This window comes from Catellatospora paridis, assembly GCF_009720365.1.
Classification (GTDB): Bacteria; Actinomycetota; Actinomycetes; order Mycobacteriales; family Micromonosporaceae; genus Catellatospora; species Catellatospora paridis.
Genome location: NZ_ML769315.1, coordinates 307010 through 330602, shown reverse-complemented (window position 1 = coordinate 330602; position 23593 = coordinate 307010). Strand labels below are relative to the sequence as shown.

Genomic DNA, 23593 nt, shown 5'->3' with positions numbered 1-23593 from the left:
AAGATCCACAACTGTCGTGTCCCCGGTGTCAGGCAATGGTCAGCGGCGGTGCGCCCCAGCGATGGGAGAGAACGTTTTCCGATTTCTCTTGTGTGGCGCAGAGCACATGCCCTATCTTCTGCGTCATCGATGGGGGAAACGGTTACGTAAGTCCGCTGTAGTACTGACGTAAAGAGGATGGATTATGCACCTGTCCCGCCGTCACCTGCTGCGGGCAGGCAGCGCCTCCGCACTGGGCGCGCTGACCCTGCCCCTGCTCCCGGCCGGCCCGGCGTACGCCGCCGACGAGTACGACACGCTGCGCCTGCGCCACCGCGACAGCATCACCGGCACCGGCTTCAACCCGGCGGTGGAACCCTATGCCTCGCGCCTGACCGTGATCGGCGAGGTCGCGAACCAGCGGCGGGCCGCGATGACCCCCGGTGGCGCCGCGCTGTGGCCGGACCTGCCGCTCGACGTCTCGTCGTCGGTCACCAACAGCTACTCCCGCCTGCGCGGCATGGCGCTGGCCTGGGCGCAGCCCGGCACCGGCCTCACCGGCGACGCGACCCTGCTCGGCCAGATCGTCACCGGCCTCGACCACCTGCACACGAAGATCTTCAAGCCGTCGACCAGCTGGTTCGGCAACTGGTGGGACTGGAACATCGGCACCCCGCAGGCGCTGCTCGACATCATGGCGCTGGTCTACGACCACCTCACCGCCACCCAGATCACCAACTGGCTGGCCGCCGTCGACACCTTCACCCCTTCGGTGTCGCCGCTGCTCAACGGCGGGGCGAGCACCGGCGCGAACCGGTCCGACGTATGCATCGTGGTGGTGCGGCGCGGCATCCTCGGCAAGAACGCCGCGAAGATCATCGCAGGGCGGGACGGCCTCTCGTCGATCTTCACGTATTCGCGCACCGGCGACGGCTACTACGAGGACGGCTCCTTCATCCAGCACGGCGTGGTGCCCTACCAGGGCACCTACGGCGCGGTGCTGCTGTCCGGGCTGGCGAGCCTGTTCGGCCTGCTGGCCGGCTCGACCTGGGCGGTGAGCGACCCGAACCGGCAGATCGCGTTCGACGCGATGACCCGGTCCTGGGCCCCGTTCGTCTACAACGGCCTCGTCATGGACTGCGTCAGCGGCCGGGGTGTCAGCCGCGGCCTGTCCGTGCAGGACACCCTGGGCATCCAGGGCGACGACCATGTGCGCGGCCATGGCATCGTGGCGAGCTTCGTGCGCATGGCCGACGCCGCGTCCCCGGCCGAGGCGGCGCTGTGGCGGGGCATGGTCAAGGGCTGGATCCAGCGCGAATACTGGGGCAACCTCGCCGACGACCAGACGCTGAGCGTGCCGACCCTGGCCGCCTGCCTCGCGACCCGCGACAGCGCGTCGGTCACCGCCGTCGCCGAGCCCGTCAACCACCGCCTGCTCGCCGCCCAGGACCAGGCGGTGCACCGCCGCGCCGGTTGGGCCGCGTCCATCGCCATGTGCTCCAAGCGCACCACCTACTACGAGACCGGCAACGGCGAGCACCTCAAGGGCTGGCACACCAACAACGGCATGCTGTCGTACTGGGGCTCGACCTGGGGCAACGGGCAGTACTCGGACGCGTTCTGGCCGACCGTGGACCCGTACCGGCTGCCCGGCACGACGGTGTCGAAGAAGGCGCTCGCCGACGGCGCGGGCGGCACGTGGGGCGCGCCCGACCCCGGCACCAGCTGGGTCGGCGGCGCGACCGACGGGACCTTCGCCGCGCTGGGCCAGGACACCCGCGGCCTGGAGTCGACGCTGCAGGCGAAGAAGTCGTGGTTCTGCCTCGACGACGGCATCGTCTGCCTGGGCGCGGGCATCAGCAGCACCGACGGCGTCGCGGTCGAGACCATCGTGGACAACCGCAACCTCGGCGGCGGCACCGGCAACCAGCCGCTGACCGTCAACGGGACCGCGCAGCTCGCATCCCTTGGCTCAGCCACCTTCACCGGCGTGAACTGGGCACACAACTCCTTCGCCGGGATCGTGTTCCCCGGCGGCGCGACGGTCAGGGCGCTGCGCGAATCGCGGTCCGGCAGCTGGTCGCAGATCAACACCGGCGGCACCACCGAGGTGCTGACCCGCAAATACCTCACGCTCTACGTCGACCACGGTGTCAACCCGACCGCCGGCTCGTACAGCTACCACCTGCTGCCCGGCGCGGACACCGCCACGACCGCCGCCCGCGCCGCCTCGCCCACCGTGACCGTGCTCGCCAACACGGCGAACGCGCAGGCGATCAGCGACACCGCCACCGGCGTGACGGCCGCGAACTTCTTCGCCGCGGGCACCGCCGGGACGATCACGGTCAGCGCACCCTGCTCGGTGCTGATGCGCGAGTCCGGCGGCCAGCTCAAGGTCACCGTGGCCGACCCCACCCGCAACGCCACCACGATCACCGTCACCATCGCCCGCAGCGGCTACGGCACCGCCTCCGGCGACGGGCGCATCACCGTCACCGGCCTCAACCCGATCAAGCTGGTGGTCGAGGTCGGCGGCGCGCTCGGCGGCTCCCGGACCATCACCTTCGGCACCGGCGGCACCGTGACCGGCGGCCAGCACTTCACCCTGGCACCGACCGCCGACGCGCACACCCGCGACGGCAGCTACGCCACCACCAACTACAACGGCGCCACCCTGGAGGTGAAGAACGACGGCGTCGGCTACGCCCGCAAGGCGTTCCTCAAGTTCGACCTCACCTCGCTGAGCGCCGCGCCGAAGCGGGCGGTGCTCTGGGTCAGCGGCAACACCGCCGACTCCGTCGGCACCCACACCAGCATCAGCGCGTACGCCGTCAGCGCCGACAGCTGGACCGAGTCCGGGATCACCTGGAACACCGCGCCGGCGCTGGGCGCCCAGCTGTCCACGGCGCCCCTGTGCCAGGTCGCCGACTGGATTCCGCTCGACGTCACGCCGTTCGTGCAGGCCGAGTACGCGGGGGACAAGACCGCGACCATCGGGCTGTGGCAGGCGGCGCCCGGCCGGGCGACGGTGCTCAACAGCCGCAGCAACGCCACCCGGCCCGCATTCCTGCAGGTCGTCACCGGCTGACGGAGTCCTTCGCGCGGAACGGTCCGCCTGTCGGCCAGCGTGGACAGAAAGGATGAGGACGCGTAGGGTAAACGCTTTCTAGAATCGTTTCCCCTGCTCTCCTCATCCTTCTGGGGTTCCTATGAACAAGCGGCCCACCATCCGCGACGTCGCGGCGATGGCCGGGGTGTCGGTGGCGACCGTGTCCCGGGTGCTCTCCGGCGACTACCCCGTCGCCAACGCCACCCGCACCAAGGTCCAGCGGGCCGTGCGCGAGCTGGACTACGTCGTCAACGCCCACGCGCGGGCGCTGTCCGGCTCCACCTCCAACGTCGTGGCGCTGGTCATGTACGACGTGGTCACCCCGTTCTTCGCGTTCATCGCCTCGGGCGTGGAATACCAGGCCACCGAGTCCGACCGGCTGTGCCTGGTGTGCACCACGCACGGCGACCCGGACCGCGAGCTGGAGATCGTCAAGCTGATGCGCGAGCAGCACGCCGACGCGGTCATCCTGGTCGGCGGCGTGAACATGACCGACGACTACCGCGAGCGCATGTACCGCTATGCCAAGGGCCTGGAGGACGCGGGCAGCCGCCTGGTGCTGTGCGGCCGCCCCTCGCTCGGCCCGGACTTCCCGGCCATCACCGTCGAGTACGACAACGCCGGCGGCGCCTTCTCGGCCACCAGCCACCTGCTCTCCTCGGGCCACCGCCGGATCGCGATGCTGGGCGGCCCGATCGGCAACACCACCTTCGACGCCCGCCTCGACGGCTACCGCCGGGCTCTGGAGGCCTTCCGCGTGTCCGTCGACCCCGCGCTGATCACCCACGGCGACATGAGCCAGGACTCCGGCTTCCGCCAGGTCCAGCGCCTGCTGGCCGACGGCGTGGAGTTCACCGCCATCTTCGCCGCCAACGACTTCGTCGCCGCGGGGGCGATGCGGGCGCTGCGCGCGGCCGGCAAGAGCGTCCCCGACGACGTCTCCGTCATCGGCTACGACGACACCCCCTTCGCCCCCGAACTCACGCCGGCCCTGACCAGCGTGCACCTCCCGCACGAGGAACTGGGACGCACCGCCGTCAAACTCGCCCTCCAGCGCGGCGAAGGCTCCACCCGCCAGCACGTCATGCTCGGCACCCACATCGCCATGCGCGACTCCGTCCGCCCTCTCATCTGACGCGACGAAGGAAGGGCACCTTCTTAACGCGGCTATGCGTTGTAGAAGGTGCCCTTCCTTCGTGCTTGGCAGAGCGTGATCGCCGTATCGGGTCGGAAGCTGCGGTTGGACCCGAGGTTCTGACCCGAAACGGCGATCATCGTGGCCGACGGTCGGCCAGGGCGGACGGTGGGGGCGGTTACTTCACCGCGCCGGCGGTGAGGCCGGCCTTCCAGTAGCGCTGAAGGCTGAAGAAGGCGACGACCAGCGGCAGGATCGCCACCAGCGAACCGGTCATCAGCAGCGGGTAGTACAGGTCCTGGTCGGTGCCGATCATCTGCCGCCACATGAACAGGCCCAGGCCGACCGGGTACAGCTCGTGGTCGGACAGCATCAGCAGCGGCATGAAGAACGCGTTCCAGCCGCCGGTGAAGCCGAACAGGAACAGCGTCGCGAACGCCGGGCGCAGCAGCGGGAACGCGATCTGCCAGAAGGTGCGCAGCTCGCCCGCGCCGTCGACCCGGGTGGCCTCCAGCAGTTCGTCCGGCACGTACGCCTGGCTGAACACCCTTCCCAGGTACACCCCGAACGGGCTGGCCAGGCCGGGCAGGAACACGCCCCAGAAGCTGTTCGTCAGCCCCAGGTCCGAGGCCATCAGGTAGAGCGGCACCGTGGTCACCGCGGCGGGCACCAGCACGCCCAGCAGCACCAGCCCGAACCAGCGCTCCTTGCCCGGGAAGCGGAACTTGTCGAAGGCGTACCCGGCCAGGATCGAGATCATCGAGCTGACCAGTGCGCCGACGCCGGCGTAGAGGAAGCTGTTGAGCAGCCAGCGCAGGAACAGCCCGTCGCTGAAGGTGAACAGCTTGACCAGGTTCTCCCACAGCTGCACCCGGGCGAACTCGAACCCGCCGGTGGAGTACAGGTCGGCGTAGCCCTTGGTCGCCGCGATGACCAGCCAGGTCAGCGGCAGCACGGTCCACAGCATGGCGGCGATGAGCACGCCGTTGACGACGCCTTTGCTCAGCAGCGGGGAGGCGGACCGCGTGCGCCGCTCGGCGGGCCGGGACGTTCGGTCGGGGGAGACCGCCTGGTCGGGGCGGGTCAGCGTCGGCGAGGGGCTCATAGCGTCGCGCCCTTCTTCGAGAATCGGGTGACCAGGAACGACGCCACGGCCAGCACCACGGTCAGGATCAGCGAGGCCGCGGCCGCGCCACCCATGTCGTACGCCTTGGTGAGCTGGTAGATGTACAGGCTCGGGGTCCACGCCTGGTCGATGGTGGTGGCCGCGTCGCGCACGATGAACGGCTCGGTGAACAGCTGCATCGCGCCGATGACGGTGAACAGGACCGCGAGCACCACCGCGCCGCGGATCATCGGCGCCTTGACCGACCACGCGATGCGGATCTGCCCGGCGCCGTCGACGGTGGAGGCCTCGATGACCTCACGCGGCACGGCCTGCAGCGCGGCGAAGAAGATGATGACGTTGTAGCCCGTGTGCATCCAGGTGGTCAGGTTGGCCACCGCGCCGACGGCCCCGGCGTCCGAGCCGAGGTTGAACGGGATGTCGACCTTGTCCAGTGCGTCGATGATCGGGGACAGGCCCGGGGTGTACAGATACGTCCAGATCATCGCGGCGATCAGGCCGGGCACGATGTTGGGCAGGTACAGAGCGAGCTGGAAGGCGCGTTTGGCGCGGGCGTACGCGGAGTCCAGCAGCAGGGCCAGCACCAGCGCGATGCCGATCATGACGGGGATGTAGACCATGCAGTAGACGCCGACCGTCACGAAGCTGCCGAGGAACTGCGCGTCGGTCAGCGCCCTGGTGAAGTTGTCGAGGCCGACGAAGACCTGCTCGGGCTCCCCGCCGAGGCCGAGGCCCGACGTCTGCTCGCGGTGCAGGCTCAGCCAGCCGCCGTACCCGATCGGCGCGAGGGTGAAGGTGAAGAACAGCAGGAAGAACGGGGCGGTGAAGAGCGCGGCGACGCCGTACTGGCGGCGGGCCAGGCCGGAGCGGGTGGGGGGCATGAGCGCACCTCCTTTCAGCAGCGAGAGTGGGGCGGGCGCCGCTGCCTGGTGACAGCGCCGCCCGCCCCTGCGGTCGTCAGGACGCGTTGATGCCGCGGCTCTTCAGGTCCGAGATGGTCTTGGCCTGCACCGGGCCGTACACGGCCGGGAGCTGCTGCTTGCCCGTCTGCACGAGCTTGAACTGCTCGCCGATGCCGTCGAACACGCCGCGCATGCCCGGACCCCACACCCAACCGGTCTTGATGGTCGGCAGTGCGGCCTTGGCCACGCCGTAGATGTCCTGGCCGCCGAAGAACTTGGTGTCGAAGTTCTTCGCCGCCACGTCGGCGAGCTCCGGGATGGCGGGCAGCGTCGAGCTGGCGCCGCTGGCCAGGCGGGCCTGGATACCCTCCGGGGTGGTGGTCATCCAGGTGATGAACTTGAGCGCGGCTTCCTTCTTCTTGCTGGTCTTGCTCACGCCGAAGGACGAGCCGCCGACCATGGCCGACGCCGGGGCGGCGTCCCACGAGGGCAGCGGGGCCGAGGCCCACTTGCCGGCCTGGTCCGGCAGGCCGGCCTTGAGGCCGCCCGCGGCCCACGCGCCGCCGAGCTGGGTCCACACCTGGCCGGCGGCCTTGCGCTTCTGCACTTCCTCAGCCGGGACGTTGGTCACCAGGTCCTTGGTGATCAGGTCCTGCCAGTAGCCGGCGACCTTCTGCGACTCGGGGGAGTCCAGCGTGACCTTCCAGGAGTCGCCCTGGATGCCGAACCACTTCGCGCCGGCCTGCCAGTTCAGCGACACGAAGTTCGCCGAGTCGGTCTGGTTCCAGTCGGTGATGCGTGCCTTCGGGTCGGCCTTCTTCACGGCCTCGGCCGCGGCCTTGAACTCGTCCCAGGTCTTCGGCACGGCGATCTTGTGCTGCTCGAAGAGGTCCTTGCGGTAGAACATGACCATCGCGCCCGCGTCCAGCGGCACGGTCCAGGTCTTGCCCCCCAGCGTCACCAGCTCCTGGATCGGGGCCGGGTACTTCGACTTCACCAGGTCGGTGATGTCGCCGGAGACATCGGCCAGGTTGCCCTGCGCCAGCATGTCCGGGAGCATCGCGTACTCGACCGTGGCCACGTCCGGCGCGTTGCCCGCCTTGACCGCGTTGGTGAGCTTGCCGTAACCCTCGGCGCCGCCCGGGATCTGCTCGAACTTGACCTGCACGTCGGTGTGGGTCTTGTTGAACGCGTCCGTGACCTCCTGCGAGGCGCGCAGCCAGGACCAGAAGGTGACCTCGGTGACGGCGGGGGTGTCGGCGGGGGTGTCGGCACCCTTGCCGCAGCCGGTCGCGACCAGAGCCATGGAAACCATGGCGCCGGCGAGCGTCGCGGCTGCCTTCATCGATCGGGTCTTCATGACCGCTCCTTTGCGGGGGGAATGGATCGTAGCGGAGGTTTTCGCAGTTCAGAGCCCCGGCCCTGGGGCCCGGGAGTGATGCCGGGGGAGTGGCTCAGATCACCGTCCCTGGCGGAGACCGAAACTAAACCGGTTTCTATCACGGCGTCAAGTCGTCGTTTCCATCTCGTTGCAAACGACGCGGGAACCCAGTGTTGACCTCGTAAACGGATGCGGCTACGGTCCTGGAACCGTACAGCAACCGTTTACTAAAGATCGCTCGGGAGAAGCCGTGAGCCAGCCGGACCGCCCTGCCGGGCTCATCGTGATGTCGCCGTCGGCGGCAGGCGCGGTGTTCCCCGGCGATCTGCTGACCCGGCTCGACGGCTCGTTGCGACTGCTCGCGCCCGATCCGGTAGGCGGGTTCGACGCTGTGGCCGGGGTGCTGTCCGAGGTGGAGATCCTGCTGACCGGGTGGGGCTGCCCCCCGCTCGACGACCACGTGCTCGACGCGATGCCCCGGCTGCGCGCGGTCGTGCACGCGGCGGGTTCGGTGAAGCTGCACGTAGGCCAGGAGGTCTTCGCCCGCGGCATCGCGGTCTCCTCGGCCGCCGACGCCAACGCCGAACCGGTCGTGGACTTCACCCTCGCGGTGCTGCTGCTGGCGGGCAAGCGCGCCTTCGCCTTCGCCCGCCGCTATGCCGAAGGCCGCCAGCCGACCTTCGCGATCAACGAGCGCGCCGGCAACGACGGCCGGGTCGTCGGCGTGGTCGGCGCGTCCCGCATCGGCCGCCGCGTCATCGTGCGGCTGCGTGCGGCCGGGTTCCGGGTGCTCGTCAGCGACCCGCACCTGGACCCGCTCGACGCCGCCGCGCTGGGCGCGGAGCCGGTCGGGCTCGACGAGCTGTGCCGCCGCAGCGACGTGCTGACCCTGCACGCACCGGAGCTGCCCGAGACCGTGCACATGATCGACGAGCGGCGGCTGGCCATGCTGCCCGACGGCGCGATCGTCATCAACACCGCGCGTGGCGCGCTCATCGACACCGACGCGCTCACCCGTGCCTGCGCGGGCGGCCGGATCGACGCGCTGCTCGACGTCACCAGCCCCGAGCCGCTGCCCGCCGGGCACCCGCTGTTCGCCATGCCCAACGTGTGGATCACCCCGCACCTCGCGGGCGTCCAGGGCACCGAGGCCCGCCGCCTGGGCGCGTACGCCGTCGCCGAGGTCGAGCAGTTCCTCGCCGGCCGCCCCCTGTCCGGCGAGATCCGCGCCGACCAGCTCGCCGTCCTCGCCTGACCCGCCCGGTGCCCTGCGGTCCGCGCGGGACGCCCGTCCCGCCCTCGGCCACAGCGCGGCCCGGGCCCCGCGCGGTCCGCATCGACCACGATGCCGGACCGGGCGGCGGCCTCACCAAGGTCGTTCGACTTGCCTGGCATGTGTGCGAAAGGCCGCCCAAGATACGCACGGGTGCCAGGCAAGTCGGGCGATCTAGGGGGCGGTGGTCCGGAGGTGGGACAGGACGAAGGCGGCGATCTCGGCTTCGTAGTGGGCGTGGGCATAGCGGCCGGCGGGACCGGTGTGCGCGCCTGAGCCGAGTTCGGGGCGCAGGTAGAGGGGGCCGTCGTCCGGGGTGGCGGTGGCGCGCAGGCGCGCCACCCACTTGGCGGGCTCGTGCACCATGACCCGCGGGTCGTGCAGCGCGCCGGTGGCCAGCAGCGCCGGGCGCGGACCGGACGGCAGGTGATGGTACGGGGAGTACGCCCACATCCAGTCGAACTCGTCGGGCTTGCGGGGGTCGCCCCACTCGTCCCATTCGGTGACGGTCAGCGGGATGTCGGGGTCCAGCATGGTCGTGACGACGTCCACGAACGGCACCTCCGCGACGACGGCGGCCCAGCGTCCGGGGCGAGACGTGTAGACCGCGCCCTGCAGCAGGCCGCCCGCCGACAGCCCGCGGGTGGCCAGGCGCGACCCGTCGGCGATGCCGTCGGCCAGCCAGTCGGCGACGGCGAGATGGTCGGTGAAGGTGTTGGCCTTCGCGGCGAGATGCCCGTCATGCCACCAGCCGCGGCCGTTCTCGCCACCGCCGCGCGGGTGGGTCAGCGCGTACACCACGCCGCGGTCGAGCAGGCTGGGCAGCACCGGATCGAACTCGGGGTCCAGCACGGACTCGTAGGCGCCGTACCCGTAGAGCAGGGCGGGGGCGGTGCCGTCGAGCGGGGTGTCCGCGCGCCAGGCCAGCGTCACCGGCACGGCGGTGCCGTCCGGGGCGATCGCGTGCCGTCGTGCGGTCCGGTACGCCGACGGGTCGTAGCCCGGCACCTCGCGGCGTTTGCGCAGCTCGCGCTCGCCCGTGCAGAGGTCGACGGAGTGCCAGGCGGGCGGTTCGGTCAGGGATTCGACGACGATCGTGACGGTGGTGTCGCCGTACTCCACCGGGGTGGTCAGGCGGACGTGGCCGGCGTCGATCTCCGCGCCGATCTCGACGACCGTCCCGGTCGCCCGGTCCACGGCGCGCAGCAGCGGGAAGCCGTCGCGGCGCAGCTCGACCAGCCAGTGCCGACGCAGCGCGTGGCAGGCGGTGATCCGCTCACCCGGCCGCGGCGCGAGCAGCTCGGTCCAGTGCTCCGGGCCGGGGGTCTCCACCGGCGCGGACATCACCCGGAACTCGGGCGCGCCGTCGTCGGTGACGATGACGAGCCGCCCGTCGGCGTGGTCGACGGTGTAGTCGACGCCCTTGCGCCGCGGCGCGACGAGCACCGGCGTGGCCTGCGGGGTGTCGGCGGGGATCAGCCGCCACTCGGCGGTGTCCCGGCTGCGCGCCTCGATCATGATCCACCGCAGGTCGCGGGTGGCCTGCACGGTGAGCTCGAACCGGGCGTCGTCCTCCTGCAGGACCAGCACGTCGGCGTCCGGTGAGGTGCCGATGACGTGCCGCCAGACCTGGTGGGGGCGGAACAGGTCGTCGTGCACGGTGTAGAAGAACGTGCCCGAGTCCGCGCTCCACGCGCCGGTGTAGTACGTACGCGGCAGCTCCTCCGAAAGGTCAGTCAACGTCGCCAACTGGAGGAACTTCAATCGATAGACCTCGTCGCCGGTGGTATCCACTGAATACGCCAGGAGCGTGTTGTCGGGGCTCAACTCCCGCAACCCGATCTCGGCGAACCCGTCGGGACCCGCCAGCCGGGCCCCGTCGAGCAGCACCCGGTCGGAGTCGCCGTCATGACCAGCTTGTAAGAACTGCTCGTACTCACTTCCCGCGACGGTCCGGGTGTAGTAGAAACGTGAACCATGTCTCCAACTGACTGAGTCATCAGTCGGAAGGAGTCGTCGCTCCACCTCGTGAAAGACCTCGGTCTGGAGGCCCTCCAGCCGGTTCGCGGCGGCATCGTAGTACCCGCGCTCAGCGCGCAGGTAGGCGAGAAACCGCGGGTCGGAGTGGTCGCGCATCCACCCGTAATCGTCGGTCCACCGGCGTCCGTGCAGCTCGTGCTCGTGGGGCTCGCGCGGGGCGACCGGCGGGACGGCGATGTTGTCGAGATCGTGCGGCATGACCGGGCACCCTACCCGCCACGCCCCCGGGCACCAAGGAGAGAGCCGATGAGCAGCACCCCTCCTGCTCCGAGATCCTGGTTGACCAATCAGTCAGTAAAGAATCTGCGCGTGCGGATGGCACTGGTGGCCGCCGTGGCACTGACCGCGCTCGGCGGTGTCGCGGCACCAGCTGCCGCGGACGGGACCCCGTCGCCCGGCACCGCGGTGAGCGCATCGGCCCCGGCCCAGTCCCACGCGAAGGACGCCTTCGTCATGGGCATCAAGGCGGACATCGACTCGCTGAACCCGTACGTCGGCCTGCTCGTGCCGGCCTTCGACGCGTATGCGCTGATGTACGACTACCTCACCGACGGCTCGCCGCAGGACATGTCCCCCGTGCCCTCGCTGGCCGAGAAGTGGGAGACTTCGGCGGACGGTCTGACCTGGACCTTCCATCTCCGCAAGGGCGTGAAGTGGTCCGACGGCAAGGACCTCACCTCCGCCGACGTCAAGTTCTCCTACGAGCGGGTGCTGGTGCCCGACTCCACGGAGAACGGCCAGTACGGCAGCTCGTTCAGCAACGTCACCAAGGTCGAGGCGCCCGACGCCGACACCTTCGTGATCCACACGTCGGAGCCGAACGCCTCGCTGCTCGCCGCGACCATGGCCGGCGGTGTGCCGGTGGTGCCCAAGCACATCTGGGAGAACATCAAGGACGTCGGGTCATATGCGAACGACGGCAGCGACGGCAAGCCGGTCGTCGGCAGCGGCCCGTTCCAGCTGGTCGAGGCGAAGAAGGGGCAGTACTACCGGTTCAAGGCGAACCCGGGCTACTGGAACGGCGCCCCGCACATCAGCGAGCTGACGATGGTCTTCTTCCAGAACGAGGAGACCATGGTGCAGGCGCTGGAGAAGGGGGAGATCGACTTCATCTCGGCGCTGACGGCGAAGGCCTTCAACGCGCTGAAGACCAAGAGCGACCCGACCATCACCCTGAACCAGGGCCCCAGCCAGTACGTGTACGAGCTCGGCTTGAACACCGGCGCGGCGACGGTGGACAACACCCCGATCGGTGACGGGCACCCGGCCCTCAAGAACGTCAAGGTCCGCCAGGCCATCGAGTACGCGATCGACAAGCAGACGCTGGTCGACAAGACCCTGCTGGGCACCGCCAAGGTCGCCTACGGCGAGAACAGCCCGCTCAACAGCGCGTGGTACTGGGACCCGCCGGCCGCGATGAAGCGCACCTTCGCGCCGGACAAGGCCAAGCAGCTGCTCGACGAGGCCGGCTACAAGGCGGGCGCGGACGGCGTGCGGGTCGGCCCCGACGGCAAGCCGCTCACCTTCCGGCTGTTCGCGCGCAGCGAGGCCACCGAGTCGCAGGACCAGGCGCGGTACATCCAGGAGTGGCTGAAGGAGATCGGCATCAAGGCCGACGTGCAGGTCGTCTCCAACGACGCGCTGACCGATCTCATCGGCAAGGGCAAGTTCGACATGTTCCTGTGGGACTGGTGGTGGGGCCCGGACCCGGAGGGCCTGCTGTCGGTGTTCACCTGCTCGCAGCGCTCGACCATGGACGGTGACGCCATCTCCGGCGGCTGGTCGGACAGCTTCTACTGCAACCCCGAGTTCGAGAACCTGTACAAGCAGCACGTCGTCGAGATGGACCCGGCCAAGCGCAAGGTGATCGTCGACAAGGCGCTGGAGAACCTGTACGTCAACGCGGTCTACGCGACGCTGTACTACGACCAGACCCTGCAGGCGTACCGCAACGACCGGTTCACCGGCTTCGTCCCGCAGCCCGCCTCGGGCGGCTCCATGGTCGCCCAGATCGGCACCTGGTCCTACCGGGCGATCAAGCCGTACACCGCGCCGGCCGCGGCCCCGGAGGACTCCGGCGGCAGCCGGACCGTCCTGATCATCGCGGGTGCGGTCGTGCTCCTGCTGGTGGTCGGCGGCGCCGTCTTCGCCATGAGGCGCCGCTCGACAGCGGACGAGCGCGAATGAGCACGGCTCAACGAACCGGAGGCGGCGCCGCACGGCGCCGCCTCCGGGCGCTCACCCCCCGGTACGTGGCCTCCAAGGTGGTCGGCGCGGCCGTCCTGCTGCTGTTCGTGACGATCTTCAACTACTTCCTCTTTCGTGTCATGCCCGGCGACCCGGCCAAGACGTTCGCCCCGCGCGGGCGCAACGACGACCCGGCCGCGCTGCAGGCCATGCGGGAGCGCATGGGCCAGGGCAAGCCCTGGTGGGAGAAGTTCCTGCTGTATCTGGACAACCTGGCGCACGGCGAGCTGGAGCACTCGTACTCGCAGCACCAGCCGGTGGTCGACGCCATCGCCGAGCGCTTCTGGCCGACGGTGCTGCTGTCCGGCACCGCGCTCGTGCTCGCGGCGGTGATCGGTATGTGGCTCGGCGCGCGGGCCGGGTGGCGGCACGGCTCCCGGTTCGACCGGGCCACCAGTGCCACCTCGCTCACCTGGTACTCGGTGCCGGAGTGGTGGCTGGGCCTGATCCTGATCATCGTCTTCGCGTCGAAGAGCGGTCTCGGGCTCTTCCCGGTCTCCGGCATGAGCGACCCCCGGTCGGACCTGCCGTACTGGCTGGACGTGGCCCACCACATGGTGCTGCCGGTGACCGCGCTGACCGTCGTCTACATCGCCCAGTACACGCTCGTCATGCGGTCCTCGATCATCGACGAGCGGTACGCGGACTACCTCGCCGCCGCACGGGCCAAGGGCCTGCGCGACGACCAGGTGCGCAACCGGCACGCGCTGCGCAACGCGCTGCTGCCGTCGATGACCCAGCTGTTCCTCAGCCTCGGCTTCGTCGTCTCCGGCGCGATCACCATCGAGACCGTCTTCAGCTGGCCGGGCCTGGGCCTGCTCTCCGAGCAGGCGCTGAGCGGCCCCGACTACCCGCTGCTGGAAGGGGTCTTCCTGGTCTTCTCGGCCGCGGTCATCGTGATGAACCTGATCGCGGACCTCATCTACCCGCTGATCGACCCCAGGGTGCGTGCGGCATGACGACGACGACCGTGGACGTGACGCGCGGCAGCGTCGCCTGGGCGCGCCGGCGCGCCGCCCTGGCGGGTTTCTGGCGGCAGTACCGGCGGGACCGTGAGGGGCTCACCGGGCTGATCCTCCTGGTGCTGATCGCCGCGGTGGCGGTCGCGGCGCCGCTGCTGGCCGCCGAGACCGGGCTGTCGGTGACGCACGCGCCGGGCAGGCCGATCGAGCCGCCGTCCGGAACGTTCTGGATGGGCACCGACTTCAACGGGCGCCCGATCATGACGCTCATCATCTGGGGCAGCCGGATCTCCCTGATCGTCGGGTTCGCCGCGACAGTGATCTCGATGGTCATCGGCACCCTCGTCGGGGTGCTGGCCGGGCACTTCACCGGCTGGCGGGGCGGGGTGTTCAACAAGCTCACCGACTGGTTCCTGGTGATCCCGTTCCTGCCGCTGGCGATCGCGCTGGCACAGCTGTTCCACGGGCTTCCGAAACTGCTGGCGGTGATCATCGTCATCGGCATCACCTCGTGGTCGGGCACGGCCCGGCTCGTCCGGGCTCAGGCGCTCACCGTCGAGGCGCGGCCGTACCTGGAGCGGGCCAAGGCACTGGGGGCGGGACATTGGCACCAGGTCAGCCACCATGTGCTGCCCAACGTGATGCCGCTGGTGCTGGCAAACACGACGCTGACCGTGTCGATCTCGATCCTGGCCGAGACGACCCTGTCGTTCCTCGGCCTCGGCGACCCGCTGCACGCGTCCTGGGGCACCGTGCTGCACGACGCGTACGCGCAGGCCGCGATCAGCAACGGCGCCTGGTGGTGGGTGATCTTCCCGGGTCTCAGCGTGGTCGTGGTGGTGCGGGCGTTCAACATGTGCGGTCGAGCGACGGAGCGAATCCTCGACCCGAGGCTGCGGGAGCGGGCATGACACTCTTGGAGATCCAGGACCTGCACGTCGACTACAGGATCGCCGGTGGCCTCCTGCCCGCGGTCCGCGGTGTCGACCTCACGGTCGGCAAGGGACAGATCCTCGGCGTGGCCGGGGAGTCCGGGTGCGGCAAGTCGACCCTGGCCGGTGCGGTGCTGCGGCTGCTCCCGGCGAGCACTGCGGTGCGCGGCCGGATCAGCCTGCACGGCGAGGACGTGCTGGGCATGTCCTGGGGCAGGTTGCGGGCGGTCCGCTGGTCGGCGGCGTCGATCGTGTTCCAGGGCGCCATGTCGGGCCTCAACCCGGTGCACCGGATCGGTGATCAGATCGCCGAGCCGATCCTGCTGCACGGCACCCCGGCGCAGCGCAAGGCGGGTCGCAAGGCACTCGCGGGCAAGGTCGGCGAGCTGCTGGAGAGCGTGGGCGTGCCGGCCTGGCGGGCGCAGAGCTACCCGCACGAGCTGTCCGGCGGGCAGCGCCAGCGCGTGATGATCGCGATGGCACTGGCCTGCGAGCCCGACCTGATCATCGCGGACGAGCCCACCACCGCGCTGGACGTGATGGTGCAGGCACAGGTGATGGCGCTGCTCAAATCGCTGGTCACCGAACGCGGCGTCGGCATGATGCTGATCAGCCACGACCTGTCGGTGCTCAGCCACGTCTGCGACCGGGTCGCCGTCATGTACGCCGGTCGGATCGTCGAGGAGGGGCCGGCCGGCACCCTGTTCACCGACGCGTGCCACCCCTACGCCAAGGCGCTGGCGGGGGCGTTCCCCGTGATCGGGGACATGGCCTCGCGCCGCGCTCCCCGCGGCCTGCCGGGCGATCCCCCGTACCCGCTGGACCTGCCGGGCGGCTGCCCGTTCCACCCGCGCTGCGCGGTGGCGATCGAGCAGTGCGCCACGGAGGACGTGCGGCTGCGGCCGGCGGCACCCGGGCGGGCTGCGGCCTGCGTACACGTCGGCGTCGCGTCCGAATCCGCCACGGCCCTGGAGAACCTTCGATGACCAGCGTCCACCCGGTACTGGAAGTTCGTGACCTGCACGTCGGGTTCGGCCCCCGCAAGGGCGGCGTGCCCGAGGTGCGGGCCGTCGACGGGGTCGAGCTCACCGCCGAACGCGGCCAGATCATCGCGTTGGCCGGGGAGTCCGGCTGCGGCAAGACCACGCTGGCCCGCACGCTGCTGGGGCTGGCGCAGCCGTGGCGGGGGCAGGTGCTCTACCACGGGACGCCGCTGGACTACCGCAACTCCGCGCTGAAGGCGTACCGGCGCAAGGTGCAGCTGGTGCTGCAGGACCCGACGGGCGCGCTGAACCCGCGGCGAACCGTGTACGAGGCGGTCGCCGAGGGCCTGCGCATCCACCGGGTGCCCGGGGACGAGCGGGCGAAGGTCGCGCAGGCGCTGTCGCTGGCGGGGCTGCGGCCCGCGGAGAACTTCTTCGGCCGCTACCCGCATGAGCTGTCGGGCGGCCAGCGCCAGCGGGTGGTGATCGCCGGGGCGCTCGTCCTCAACCCGGAGGTCATCGTCGCCGACGAGCCCGTCAGCTCGCTGGACGCGTCGGTGCGCGGCGAGATCCTGGCCCTGCTGATGTCCCTGCGCGACGAGCTCGGCCTGACCGTCCTGGTCGTGACGCACGACCTGGGGCTGGCCTGGAACATCGCCGACCAGCTCGCGGTGATGTATCTGGGCCGCATCGTCGAGATCGGGCGCACCGAGCAGGTGCTGGCCGCACCGAAGCACCCGTACACCGAGGCGCTGCTCTCCGTGCTGCCGGAGACCCGGCACCGCGAGCCCGTCATCCTCACCGGTGAGGCGCCCGATCCGCGGCACATCCCGGACGGCTGCCGGTTCCACCCGCGATGCCCCGCACTGACCGACGGCCGGGCCCAGCGCGCGGGCGTCGCCGACCGGTGTGTCGGCGAACCGCTGCAGATGCTGCCGCTGCACCGCGCCCACGCAGCCGCCTGCCTGCTGCCCGGGCACGTCGGCGACGGCATCGCGGGCGCCGCGGGCGGTGTGCCGACCGGCGTCACGGCGTCCTGAACCCGACGAGGAGGAACTCCACCCGCTACCCGATCCGGCGGCGGGGGAGTTCCCCCGGTGGCGGCCGTGGTCCTGGCGGGCGGCGTCGACGATAACCGCGAGACGTTCGCGCGCCGCTGCCATAGTGTCGGCTCTTCGGCGGGGTTCGGGAGGCGGGATGAGCGCTCACCAGGTGCGTCCGGCGCGTACGGCGGAGCTGCCGGCGCTGGTGGCGGTGGAACTGGCCGCCGACCGGGTGTTCGATGCGATCGGGATAGGTCCGCTGCCGCCGCCCGGCAGCGTCGAAGAGCTCGCCGCCGCGGCGTGCGTGTTCGTCGTCGGGGATCCGCCGGTGGGGTTCGCCCGGCTGGGCCGGGTCGACGGTCAGGCCCACCTGGAGCAGCTGTCCGTCCATCCCGACCACGGCGGCCGGGGTGTCGGCACGGCGCTGCTCGAAGCCGCCTGCGACTGGGCGGCGCGGTCGGGCCACCGGGAGGTCACGCTGACCACGTTCGCCGACATCGCCTGGAACGGCCCGTTCTATGCGGGTCGCGGCTTCACCCCGGTCACCGATCTCGGCCCCGGCCTGCGGGAGATCCGCCGCCATGAGGCGGCGCTCGGCCTGGACGATCTCGGCACTCGGATCGCGATGCGCAGGTCGCTGTGAAGGCCCTGGCGCTGATCGACGTCGACGGCGTGCTCAACCCGCACGGCACGGCCGCCTGCCCGCCCGGCTACACCGAGCACGAGCTGTTCCCCGGGGAGCTGGTGCGGGTGCGGCGCGAGCACGGCCCGCTGCTGCTGCGGCTGTCCACCCGCTACGAGCTGGTCTGGGCCACCTACTGGGAGCACGAGGCGAACCGGCTGCTCGCCCCGCTGCTGGGGCTGCCGCGGTTGCCGGTGATCCACTGCGCTGGGCCGCCCGGCAGCCACCAGGACAAGCTGCTCGGGATCGCCCCCTGGGTCGCCGACCGCCCCCTGGTGTGGTTCGACGACCTGCACAGCGCGGCCGCCCACGAGTGGGCCGCGAGCCGGACCGCCCTGACCCGGCTGATCCACGTCGACCCGATCGCGGGCCTGACCGGCGACCACATCGAGCAGGCGCTGCTGCCGTGAATCGCCGAGGTGCAGGGCGGGGCGGCTCAGGAGGCGGCCAGCGCGATCATGATGGCGATCCCGGCCACCGCGGCGACGGGGACGCCCGCGATCCAGCCGATGGCCAGGCCGACGCTGTTGGCCCCGTCGCGGCGTACCGTGCGAGCGATGCCCAGCCCGACGACGGTGGCCGCGAGCAGCAACTGGGCCACGACGATGCATGCGGTGTAGACCGTGCCCGATGCGCCGGCCAGTGCTGCCGGGAGCAGGGGGAGCGTCAGGGCGAGGCCGTGCCCGGCCAGCGCGGTCCAGATGCCGGAGCGCACCCGCCGCACCCGCTGTCTGCGGCGCTCATCGGCCGGCGGCACCGCCACCGCCGTCGGCACCGGCACCGGCTCGGACATCGCGACGATGGCGCGGTCGCGGCGTTGGAAGGTGGCCGCGGCAGCGAGCGGCGGGACCGTCAGCAGGGGTGCCCGGTAGGGGTTGGGGGTCACCCCTTCATTGCACCAGCCGGGCGGCCGGGCGGCGGCTGACCGCACGATCTCTTCACACCATCCCCACACACCTGCGGAAACCCGCAGCGGGCGTTAAGAAGGGCACCTTCTGCAACGCGGAGCGTTAAGAAGGTGCCCTTCCTTTGGTCAGGAGAGTTCGGCCAGGACGAGTTCGGCGATTTGGACGGCGTTGAGGGCGGCGCCCTTGCGGAGGTTGTCGCTGGAGCAGAACAGGGCCAGGCCGTTGGGGGCGGTCTCGTCGCGGCGGATGCGGCCGACGTAGGTCGGGTCCTGGCCGGCGGCCTGCAGCGGGGTGGGCACCTCGGCCAGGAGCACGCCGGGGGCGTGCGAGAGCAGCTCGCGGGCGCGCTCGGGGCTGATCGGGTTCGCGAAGCGGGCGTTGAGCTGCAGCGAGTGTCCGGTGAAGACGGGCACCCGGACACACGTGCCGGAGACCGGCAGCCCCGGGATGTCGAGGATCTTGCGGGTCTCGTTGCGGAGCTTCTGCTCCTCGTCGGTCTCGTTGGAGCCGTCGCCGACCACGGACCCGGCGAGCGGGAGCACGTTGAAGGCGATCGGGTGCGCGTACACCTTCGGCTCCGGGTAGTCGACCGCGCGGCCGTCGTGGGCGAGCGCCCGGGCCTCGGCGACCACGGCGCTGGCCTGCTCGTGCAGCTCGTCGACGCCGGTCAGGCCGGTGCCGGAGACGGCCTGGTAGGTGCTGGCGATCAGGCCGGTCAGCGTCGCCTCGTCGTGCAGCGGGCGCAGCACCGGCATCGCGGCCATGGTGGTGCAGTTCGGGTTGGCGATGATGCCCTTGGGGCGCAGCTTGGCCGCCTGCGGGTTGACCTCGGCGACGACCAGCGGCACGTCGGGGTCGAGCCGCCAGCCGGAGGAGTTGTCGATGACGACCGCGCCGGCCGCGGCGACCTGCGGCGCGAGCGCCAGCGAGGTGGTCTTGCCGGCGGAGAACAGCACGATGTCGAGCCCCGTGTAGTCGGCGGTGGCCGCGTCCTCGACGGTGATCTCGCCGTCGGCCCAGGGCAGGGTGCGCCCGGCGGACCGGGACGAGGCGAACAGCCGCAGCTCGCCGACGGGGAACTTGCGCTCCGCGAGCACCCGGCGCATGACGCCGCCGACCTGGCCCGTGGCTCCGACAATGCCGATTCTCATACGCACAGGTTACTCAATCGGTTGATCTACCAGGGTCGCCGTCCCGTCATCCGGGCTGTGTCGGCCCGTGACGAGCGGCACGTCAGCGGGGGTTCGCGCCCGGCCGCGGGTGTGATCGCGGCCGGGCGCGAGATCAGCCGCGGCCCAGGGTCACGCCGACCGCGCCGACGACCACGCCGAGCGCGGCGACCAGCCGCCGCCACATGTCGCGCTCGCCGAGCAGCCGCGCGCCGAGGAACACCACCAGCAGCACGCTGACCTCGCGCAGCGGGGCGACCACGGTCACCGGGGCCATCGTCATGGCGGTCAGGGCCAGCATGTACGCCCCGGGCGAGCAGATCGCGGTGCCGAACACCTCGCGACGGTGCTCGCACCACACCTGCTTCGCCCTCGCCCGGTGCCGGATCAGCCACGGGGCCAGCAGCAGCGCCCGGCCGGTGTCACCGCCCCAGTTGACCAGGATCGGCGACAGTGCCGCGACCGCGACCGCGTTGCGGTCCCAGAGGGTGTACGCGGCGATGAACACGCCCGTCGCGAGCGCGTACAGGATGGGGGCCCTGCGTTTGAGGGCGTCGGGGGAGGGCTTGCCGATGAGGGCGACGCTGACCGACAGCGCCAGGGTGCCGGCCCAGCCGAGCAGGCCGGGGTCCTCGTCGAAGAACGGCACCGCGACCGCGCAGATCAGCACCGGGCCCAGCCCTCGGGCGACGGGGTAGACGACCGACAGGTCGCCGACCGCGTAGCCGCGTTGCAGCAGCAGGTAGTAGCCGGTGTGCAGCAGCGCCGCGCCGCCGAGCAGCACCAGGCTGCCCCAGCCGAGCGCGTCCCAGCCGGTGACCAGCGCCCAGATGCCGAACGGGGCCCAGATCAGCGCGGCGACCACCGACCAGACGGCGACGAACGCCGTGCCCGCGACCGCGGCCCGCTTGGACAGCAGGTTCCAGGTCGCGTGGCACAGCACCGAAGCGCCGACCAGCGCGAACGCCGTGAGCGACACGTCAGGCCGTCACGGCGGACTCGACGGCGGGCGCGGCTGCGGCGGCCGGACTCTGCGCGGCGGCCGCCGCGGCTTCGTGAGCCGGCCCAGTGGCGGTGGGGTCCCGATCGGCGGCCGGTCGGTTGCTCGACCGCTCGGGGATCAGCGAGGTCCCGGCGAGGTGGCTCTCGCCGATCAGTGGCTGCCCCAGCACGGCGAGCACGGTCGGGGCGACCGAGACGTGGCTGACGTCGGCGGGCGGTGTCGTGCCGATGCCCGCACCACAGGCGGCCAGCCAGGCGGTGCGCTCCCAGCGGCTGCGGCCGCCGTGGCCGCCCTCATCGCGGTGCCCGTGGTCGGTGACGACGAGCACCGTCCAGCTCTCCTGCGCGTACCGGGGGCGGGCCTGCACGGCGTCGAGGACCTGACCTAGACGGCGGTCGGCGCGCTCGATCGCCGCCGTGTACTCCGACCCCGTGCCCAGCTCGTGCGCGACCTCGTCGGGTTCGCCCAGGTAGACGAAGGAGGCGTGGAAGGCGCCCCCACCCAGGGCGTGTGCCGCGGCGTCGGCGACGTGCTGGTCGGCGACGTCGTGGCCGAGGGTGTGCCCGTCGGCGAAGGTGAGCAGGCTGGGCGAGGTGAACATCGGGCCGCCGTACGCCGTGGTGACCAGCGGCGCCCAACTCGCTCCGACGAACGTGGTGAAGCCGCGGCGCTTGGCCGTGGTGAACACGTCGGGGAACGCGTCGAGGCGGTGGCCGGAGAACACGTTGCCGTAGATGCCGTGCACCCGCGGCCACAGCCCGGTCGCCACCGACGCCCAGGTCGGCCCGGACAGGGTGGGCGCGTCGGTGCTCAGCTCGAACTCGGCCAGCCACCCCTCGCGCTCGACGGCGTCCAGGTGCGGCGTGTGCGCGGCGCGGGCGGTGTCCAGCCGGACGCCGTCGATGCCGACGACCAGGATGTGTGCGCTCATGCCTTCTCCTAGCTGCGCTCGTCGGCGGCATCGTGACCGCTCGTGATTCGCTCGCTGCGCTCGCTCATGCGAAGACTCCGACGATGTTCATGCGGTGCGCAGCCAGACGGCGCTGTTCGGGGCGACCTTCAGCTCCTCCAACGGATCGCTGGTGAGCAGCAGGTACTCGTAGGGCGGCAGGTCGGCGGGCGTGTCGCCGAGGTTGACCAGGCAGGCGAAGCCGTTGCCGCGCTGGAAGTGCAGCACGCCGTCGGGTGCGGGCAGCCACTTCAGCGGTCCGTCGCCGAGGTCCGGTTCGGTGCGGCGCACGTGCAGGGCGCGGCGGTACAGCTCGAGCATGGAGCGCCGATCGCCGGTCTGCGCGGCGGCGGACAGCGCGGCCCAGCTCGCGGGCTGCGGCAGCCACGGGTCGGCGACCGCCTGGTCGGGGCTGAAGCCGTACGGCTTCGTCTGTCCCGACCAGGGCAGCGGCACCCGGCAGCCGTCGCGGCCCCGGTCGGTGAACCCGGACCGCGGCCAGCGCGGGTCCTGCAGCAGCTCGGCGGGGATGTCCTCGACCTCGGGCAAGCCCAGCTCCTCGCCCTGGTAGACGTAGGCGGAGCCGGGCAGGGCCAGGGTGAGCAGCGCGGCGGCGCGGGCGCGGCGGGTGCCGAGCACCAGGTCGCTGGGCTCGACGTGCTTCGCGTCGTCGAACGAGTGCGCGGTGTGCGCCCGGCCGTAGCGGGTGGCGTGCCGTACCACGTCGTGGTTGGACAGCACCCACGTCGCGGGCGCGCCGACCATGGCGTGGGTGGCCAGCGTCGTGTCGATGACGTCGCGGAACGCGGCGGCGTCCCAGGGGCAGGACAGGAACGGGAAGTTGAAGCCGGTGTGCAGCTCGTCCGGGCGCAGGTAGCGGGTGAACCGGTCGGGGTCGTCGTCCCACAGCTCACCGACGAACACCCCGCGCTGCGGGTACGAGTCGGCGATCTTGCGCCAGTCGCGGTAGATCTCGTGCACGCCCTCCTGATCGCGCCAGGGCCGGATGACGTCCGGGCCGAGCCCGGCCAGGTCGGGCAGCGTCGGGTCCTTGACCAGGTGGTCGGCGACGTCGATGCGGAACCCGTCGACGCCGCGGTCCAGCCAGAAGCGCAGCGTGGTCTGGAAGTCCTCGCGTACGGCAGGGTGGTCCCAGTTCCAGTCGGGCTGCTCGGGGGCGAACATGTGCAGGTACCACTCGCCGTCGGGGACCCGCGTCCAGGCCGGGCCGCCGAAGTGCGAGCCCCAGTCGGTGGGCGGCAGCTCGCCGTGCTCGCCCCGGCCGGGACGGAACCAGAACAGCTCCCGCTCGGGCGAGCCGGGGCCCGCCGCGAGCGCCGCCTGGAACCGCGGGTGCCGGTCGGAGCAGTGGTTGGGCACGATGTCGACGATCACGCGCAGCCGGTGCTGGTGCGCCTCGGTGATGAACAGCTCGGCCTCGGCCAGGGTGCCGAAGACCGGGTCGATGTCGCGGTAGTCGGCCACGTCGTAGCCGGCGTCGGCCATCGGGGAGACGTACCAGGGGCTCAGCCAGATCGCGTCGACACCGAGGTCGCGCAGGTAGGGCAGGCGCTCCCGCAGGCCGGCGAGGTCGCCGAGACCGTCGCCGTTCCCGTCGGCGAAGCTGCGCGGGTACACCTGGTAGATGACGGCGTCACGCCACCAGGGGTGTTCGTGTCGTGAGGACATGTCCGGCTCCGTGGGGGAGTGGGGTGGGGTAGTCCGATAGTAACAAGATGGAAAACGCTTTCCATCGCGGTCGCCCACCCT

The 23593-nt window shown here is 71.1% G+C and carries 19 protein-coding genes; 10 read left to right on the top strand and 9 right to left on the bottom strand.

Going from position 1 to position 23593, the window contains the following annotated elements; genetic code table 11:
- Positions 1 to 184 precede the first annotated feature (184 nt).
- Positions 185 to 3067, top strand: a complete 2883-nt coding sequence (locus F9C41_RS14340) for a polysaccharide lyase family 8 super-sandwich domain-containing protein (RefSeq protein ID WP_155387271.1) — start codon at positions 185 to 187, stop codon at positions 3065 to 3067.
- A 121-nt stretch (positions 3068 to 3188) separates the two neighbouring features.
- The gene (locus F9C41_RS14335) at positions 3189 to 4223 is read left to right on the top strand and encodes a LacI family DNA-binding transcriptional regulator (RefSeq protein ID WP_155387270.1); all 1035 of its coding nucleotides are present in this window, start codon (positions 3189 to 3191) and stop codon (positions 4221 to 4223) included.
- A 178-nt stretch (positions 4224 to 4401) separates the two neighbouring features.
- Here F9C41_RS14335 and F9C41_RS14330 read toward each other — a convergent pair whose 3' ends face one another.
- From F9C41_RS14330 to F9C41_RS14320, 3 genes are all read right to left on the bottom strand, one after another.
- Complete coding sequence (locus F9C41_RS14330) at positions 4402 to 5328, bottom strand: carbohydrate ABC transporter permease (RefSeq protein ID WP_155387269.1); 927 nt, start codon at positions 5326 to 5328, stop codon at positions 4402 to 4404.
- Complete coding sequence (locus F9C41_RS14325) at positions 5325 to 6230, bottom strand: carbohydrate ABC transporter permease (protein ID WP_155387268.1); 906 nt, start codon at positions 6228 to 6230, stop codon at positions 5325 to 5327. The genes F9C41_RS14330 and F9C41_RS14325 overlap by 4 nt, the downstream gene beginning before the upstream one ends.
- Before the next feature lie 76 nt (positions 6231 to 6306).
- Positions 6307 to 7611, bottom strand: a complete 1305-nt coding sequence (locus F9C41_RS14320) for an ABC transporter substrate-binding protein (RefSeq protein WP_155387267.1) — start codon at positions 7609 to 7611, stop codon at positions 6307 to 6309.
- A gap of 271 nt (positions 7612 to 7882) precedes the next feature.
- Between F9C41_RS14320 and F9C41_RS14315 the strand changes: the two genes are divergently transcribed.
- Positions 7883 to 8887 (top strand): hydroxyacid dehydrogenase, encoded by a 1005-nt coding sequence (locus tag F9C41_RS14315; RefSeq protein WP_230689588.1) that lies wholly within the window; start codon positions 7883 to 7885, stop codon positions 8885 to 8887.
- A 192-nt stretch (positions 8888 to 9079) separates the two neighbouring features.
- On the opposite strand, the gene F9C41_RS14310 is transcribed toward F9C41_RS14315, so the two are convergent.
- Positions 9080 to 11143, bottom strand: coding sequence for a S9 family peptidase (locus F9C41_RS14310; protein WP_155387266.1), 2064 nt, complete (start codon positions 11141 to 11143; stop codon positions 9080 to 9082).
- A 117-nt stretch (positions 11144 to 11260) separates the two neighbouring features.
- Between F9C41_RS14310 and F9C41_RS14305 the strand changes: the two genes are divergently transcribed.
- The 7 genes from F9C41_RS14305 (at position 11261) to F9C41_RS14275 (ending at position 18204) form a co-directional block, all read left to right on the top strand.
- Positions 11261 to 13132: an ABC transporter substrate-binding protein gene (locus F9C41_RS14305; RefSeq protein WP_230689630.1), complete on the top strand. Its 1872-nt coding sequence runs from the start codon at positions 11261 to 11263 to the stop codon at positions 13130 to 13132.
- A gap of 65 nt (positions 13133 to 13197) precedes the next feature.
- Positions 13198 to 14151: an ABC transporter permease gene (locus tag F9C41_RS14300; RefSeq protein WP_230689587.1), complete on the top strand. Its 954-nt coding sequence runs from the start codon at positions 13198 to 13200 to the stop codon at positions 14149 to 14151.
- A complete protein-coding gene (locus tag F9C41_RS14295; RefSeq protein ID WP_155387263.1) occupies positions 14148 to 15065 on the top strand; it encodes an ABC transporter permease in 918 nt (305 codons plus the stop codon). Before F9C41_RS14300 ends, F9C41_RS14295 begins: the two co-directional genes overlap by 4 nt.
- Complete coding sequence (locus tag F9C41_RS14290) at positions 15062 to 16072, top strand: ABC transporter ATP-binding protein (protein WP_155387262.1); 1011 nt, start codon at positions 15062 to 15064, stop codon at positions 16070 to 16072. Before F9C41_RS14295 ends, F9C41_RS14290 begins: the two co-directional genes overlap by 4 nt.
- Positions 16069 to 17109: an ABC transporter ATP-binding protein gene (locus tag F9C41_RS14285; protein WP_155387261.1), complete on the top strand. Its 1041-nt coding sequence runs from the start codon at positions 16069 to 16071 to the stop codon at positions 17107 to 17109. The genes F9C41_RS14290 and F9C41_RS14285 overlap by 4 nt, the downstream gene beginning before the upstream one ends.
- 157 nt (positions 17110 to 17266) lie before the next feature.
- A complete protein-coding gene (locus tag F9C41_RS14280) occupies positions 17267 to 17755 on the top strand; it encodes a GNAT family N-acetyltransferase (protein WP_155387260.1) in 489 nt (162 codons plus the stop codon).
- Positions 17752 to 18204: an HAD domain-containing protein gene (locus F9C41_RS14275; protein ID WP_155387259.1), complete on the top strand. Its 453-nt coding sequence runs from the start codon at positions 17752 to 17754 to the stop codon at positions 18202 to 18204. Before F9C41_RS14280 ends, F9C41_RS14275 begins: the two co-directional genes overlap by 4 nt.
- A gap of 26 nt (positions 18205 to 18230) precedes the next feature.
- Here F9C41_RS14275 and F9C41_RS14270 read toward each other — a convergent pair whose 3' ends face one another.
- The 5 genes from F9C41_RS14270 to F9C41_RS14250 form a co-directional block, all read right to left on the bottom strand.
- Positions 18231 to 18680: a hypothetical protein gene (locus F9C41_RS14270; RefSeq protein WP_155387258.1), complete on the bottom strand. Its 450-nt coding sequence runs from the start codon at positions 18678 to 18680 to the stop codon at positions 18231 to 18233.
- A 147-nt stretch (positions 18681 to 18827) separates the two neighbouring features.
- Positions 18828 to 19853 (bottom strand): aspartate-semialdehyde dehydrogenase, encoded by a 1026-nt coding sequence (locus F9C41_RS14265; protein ID WP_155387257.1) that lies wholly within the window; start codon positions 19851 to 19853, stop codon positions 18828 to 18830.
- Between the two features lie 133 nt (positions 19854 to 19986).
- Positions 19987 to 20850, bottom strand: a complete 864-nt coding sequence (locus F9C41_RS14260; RefSeq protein ID WP_155387256.1) for a DMT family transporter — start codon at positions 20848 to 20850, stop codon at positions 19987 to 19989.
- 1 nt (position 20851) lies between these two features.
- Positions 20852 to 21805, bottom strand: coding sequence for an alkaline phosphatase family protein (locus F9C41_RS14255; protein ID WP_155387255.1), 954 nt, complete (start codon positions 21803 to 21805; stop codon positions 20852 to 20854).
- A gap of 87 nt (positions 21806 to 21892) precedes the next feature.
- A complete protein-coding gene (locus F9C41_RS14250; RefSeq protein WP_155387254.1) occupies positions 21893 to 23512 on the bottom strand; it encodes a glycoside hydrolase family 13 protein in 1620 nt (539 codons plus the stop codon).
- Positions 23513 to 23593: the final 81 nt, after the last annotated feature.

Bases quoted from the DNA above. Each gene is read 5' to 3' on its own strand.
- F9C41_RS14340 (WP_155387271.1), top strand. From the start codon at position 185: ATGCACCTGTCCCGCCGTCACCTGCTGCGGGCAGGCAGCGCCTCCGCA.
- F9C41_RS14335 (WP_155387270.1), top strand. From the start codon at position 3,189: ATGAACAAGCGGCCCACCATCCGCGACGTCGCGGCGATGGCCGGGGTG.
- F9C41_RS14330 (WP_155387269.1), bottom strand. From the start codon at position 5,328: ATGAGCCCCTCGCCGACGCTGACCCGCCCCGACCAGGCGGTCTCCCCC.
- F9C41_RS14325 (WP_155387268.1), bottom strand. From the start codon at position 6,230: ATGCCCCCCACCCGCTCCGGCCTGGCCCGCCGCCAGTACGGCGTCGCC.
- F9C41_RS14320 (WP_155387267.1), bottom strand. From the start codon at position 7,611: ATGAAGACCCGATCGATGAAGGCAGCCGCGACGCTCGCCGGCGCCATG.
- F9C41_RS14310 (WP_155387266.1), bottom strand. From the start codon at position 11,143: ATGCCGCACGATCTCGACAACATCGCCGTCCCGCCGGTCGCCCCGCGC.
- F9C41_RS14305 (WP_230689630.1), top strand. From the start codon at position 11,261: ATGGCACTGGTGGCCGCCGTGGCACTGACCGCGCTCGGCGGTGTCGCG.
- F9C41_RS14295 (WP_155387263.1), top strand. From the start codon at position 14,148: ATGACGACGACGACCGTGGACGTGACGCGCGGCAGCGTCGCCTGGGCG.
- F9C41_RS14290 (WP_155387262.1), top strand. From the start codon at position 15,062: ATGACACTCTTGGAGATCCAGGACCTGCACGTCGACTACAGGATCGCC.
- F9C41_RS14285 (WP_155387261.1), top strand. From the start codon at position 16,069: ATGACCAGCGTCCACCCGGTACTGGAAGTTCGTGACCTGCACGTCGGG.
- F9C41_RS14280 (WP_155387260.1), top strand. From the start codon at position 17,267: ATGAGCGCTCACCAGGTGCGTCCGGCGCGTACGGCGGAGCTGCCGGCG.
- F9C41_RS14265 (WP_155387257.1), bottom strand. From the start codon at position 19,853: ATGAGAATCGGCATTGTCGGAGCCACGGGCCAGGTCGGCGGCGTCATG.
- F9C41_RS14255 (WP_155387255.1), bottom strand. From the start codon at position 21,805: ATGAGCGCACACATCCTGGTCGTCGGCATCGACGGCGTCCGGCTGGAC.
- F9C41_RS14250 (WP_155387254.1), bottom strand. From the start codon at position 23,512: ATGTCCTCACGACACGAACACCCCTGGTGGCGTGACGCCGTCATCTAC.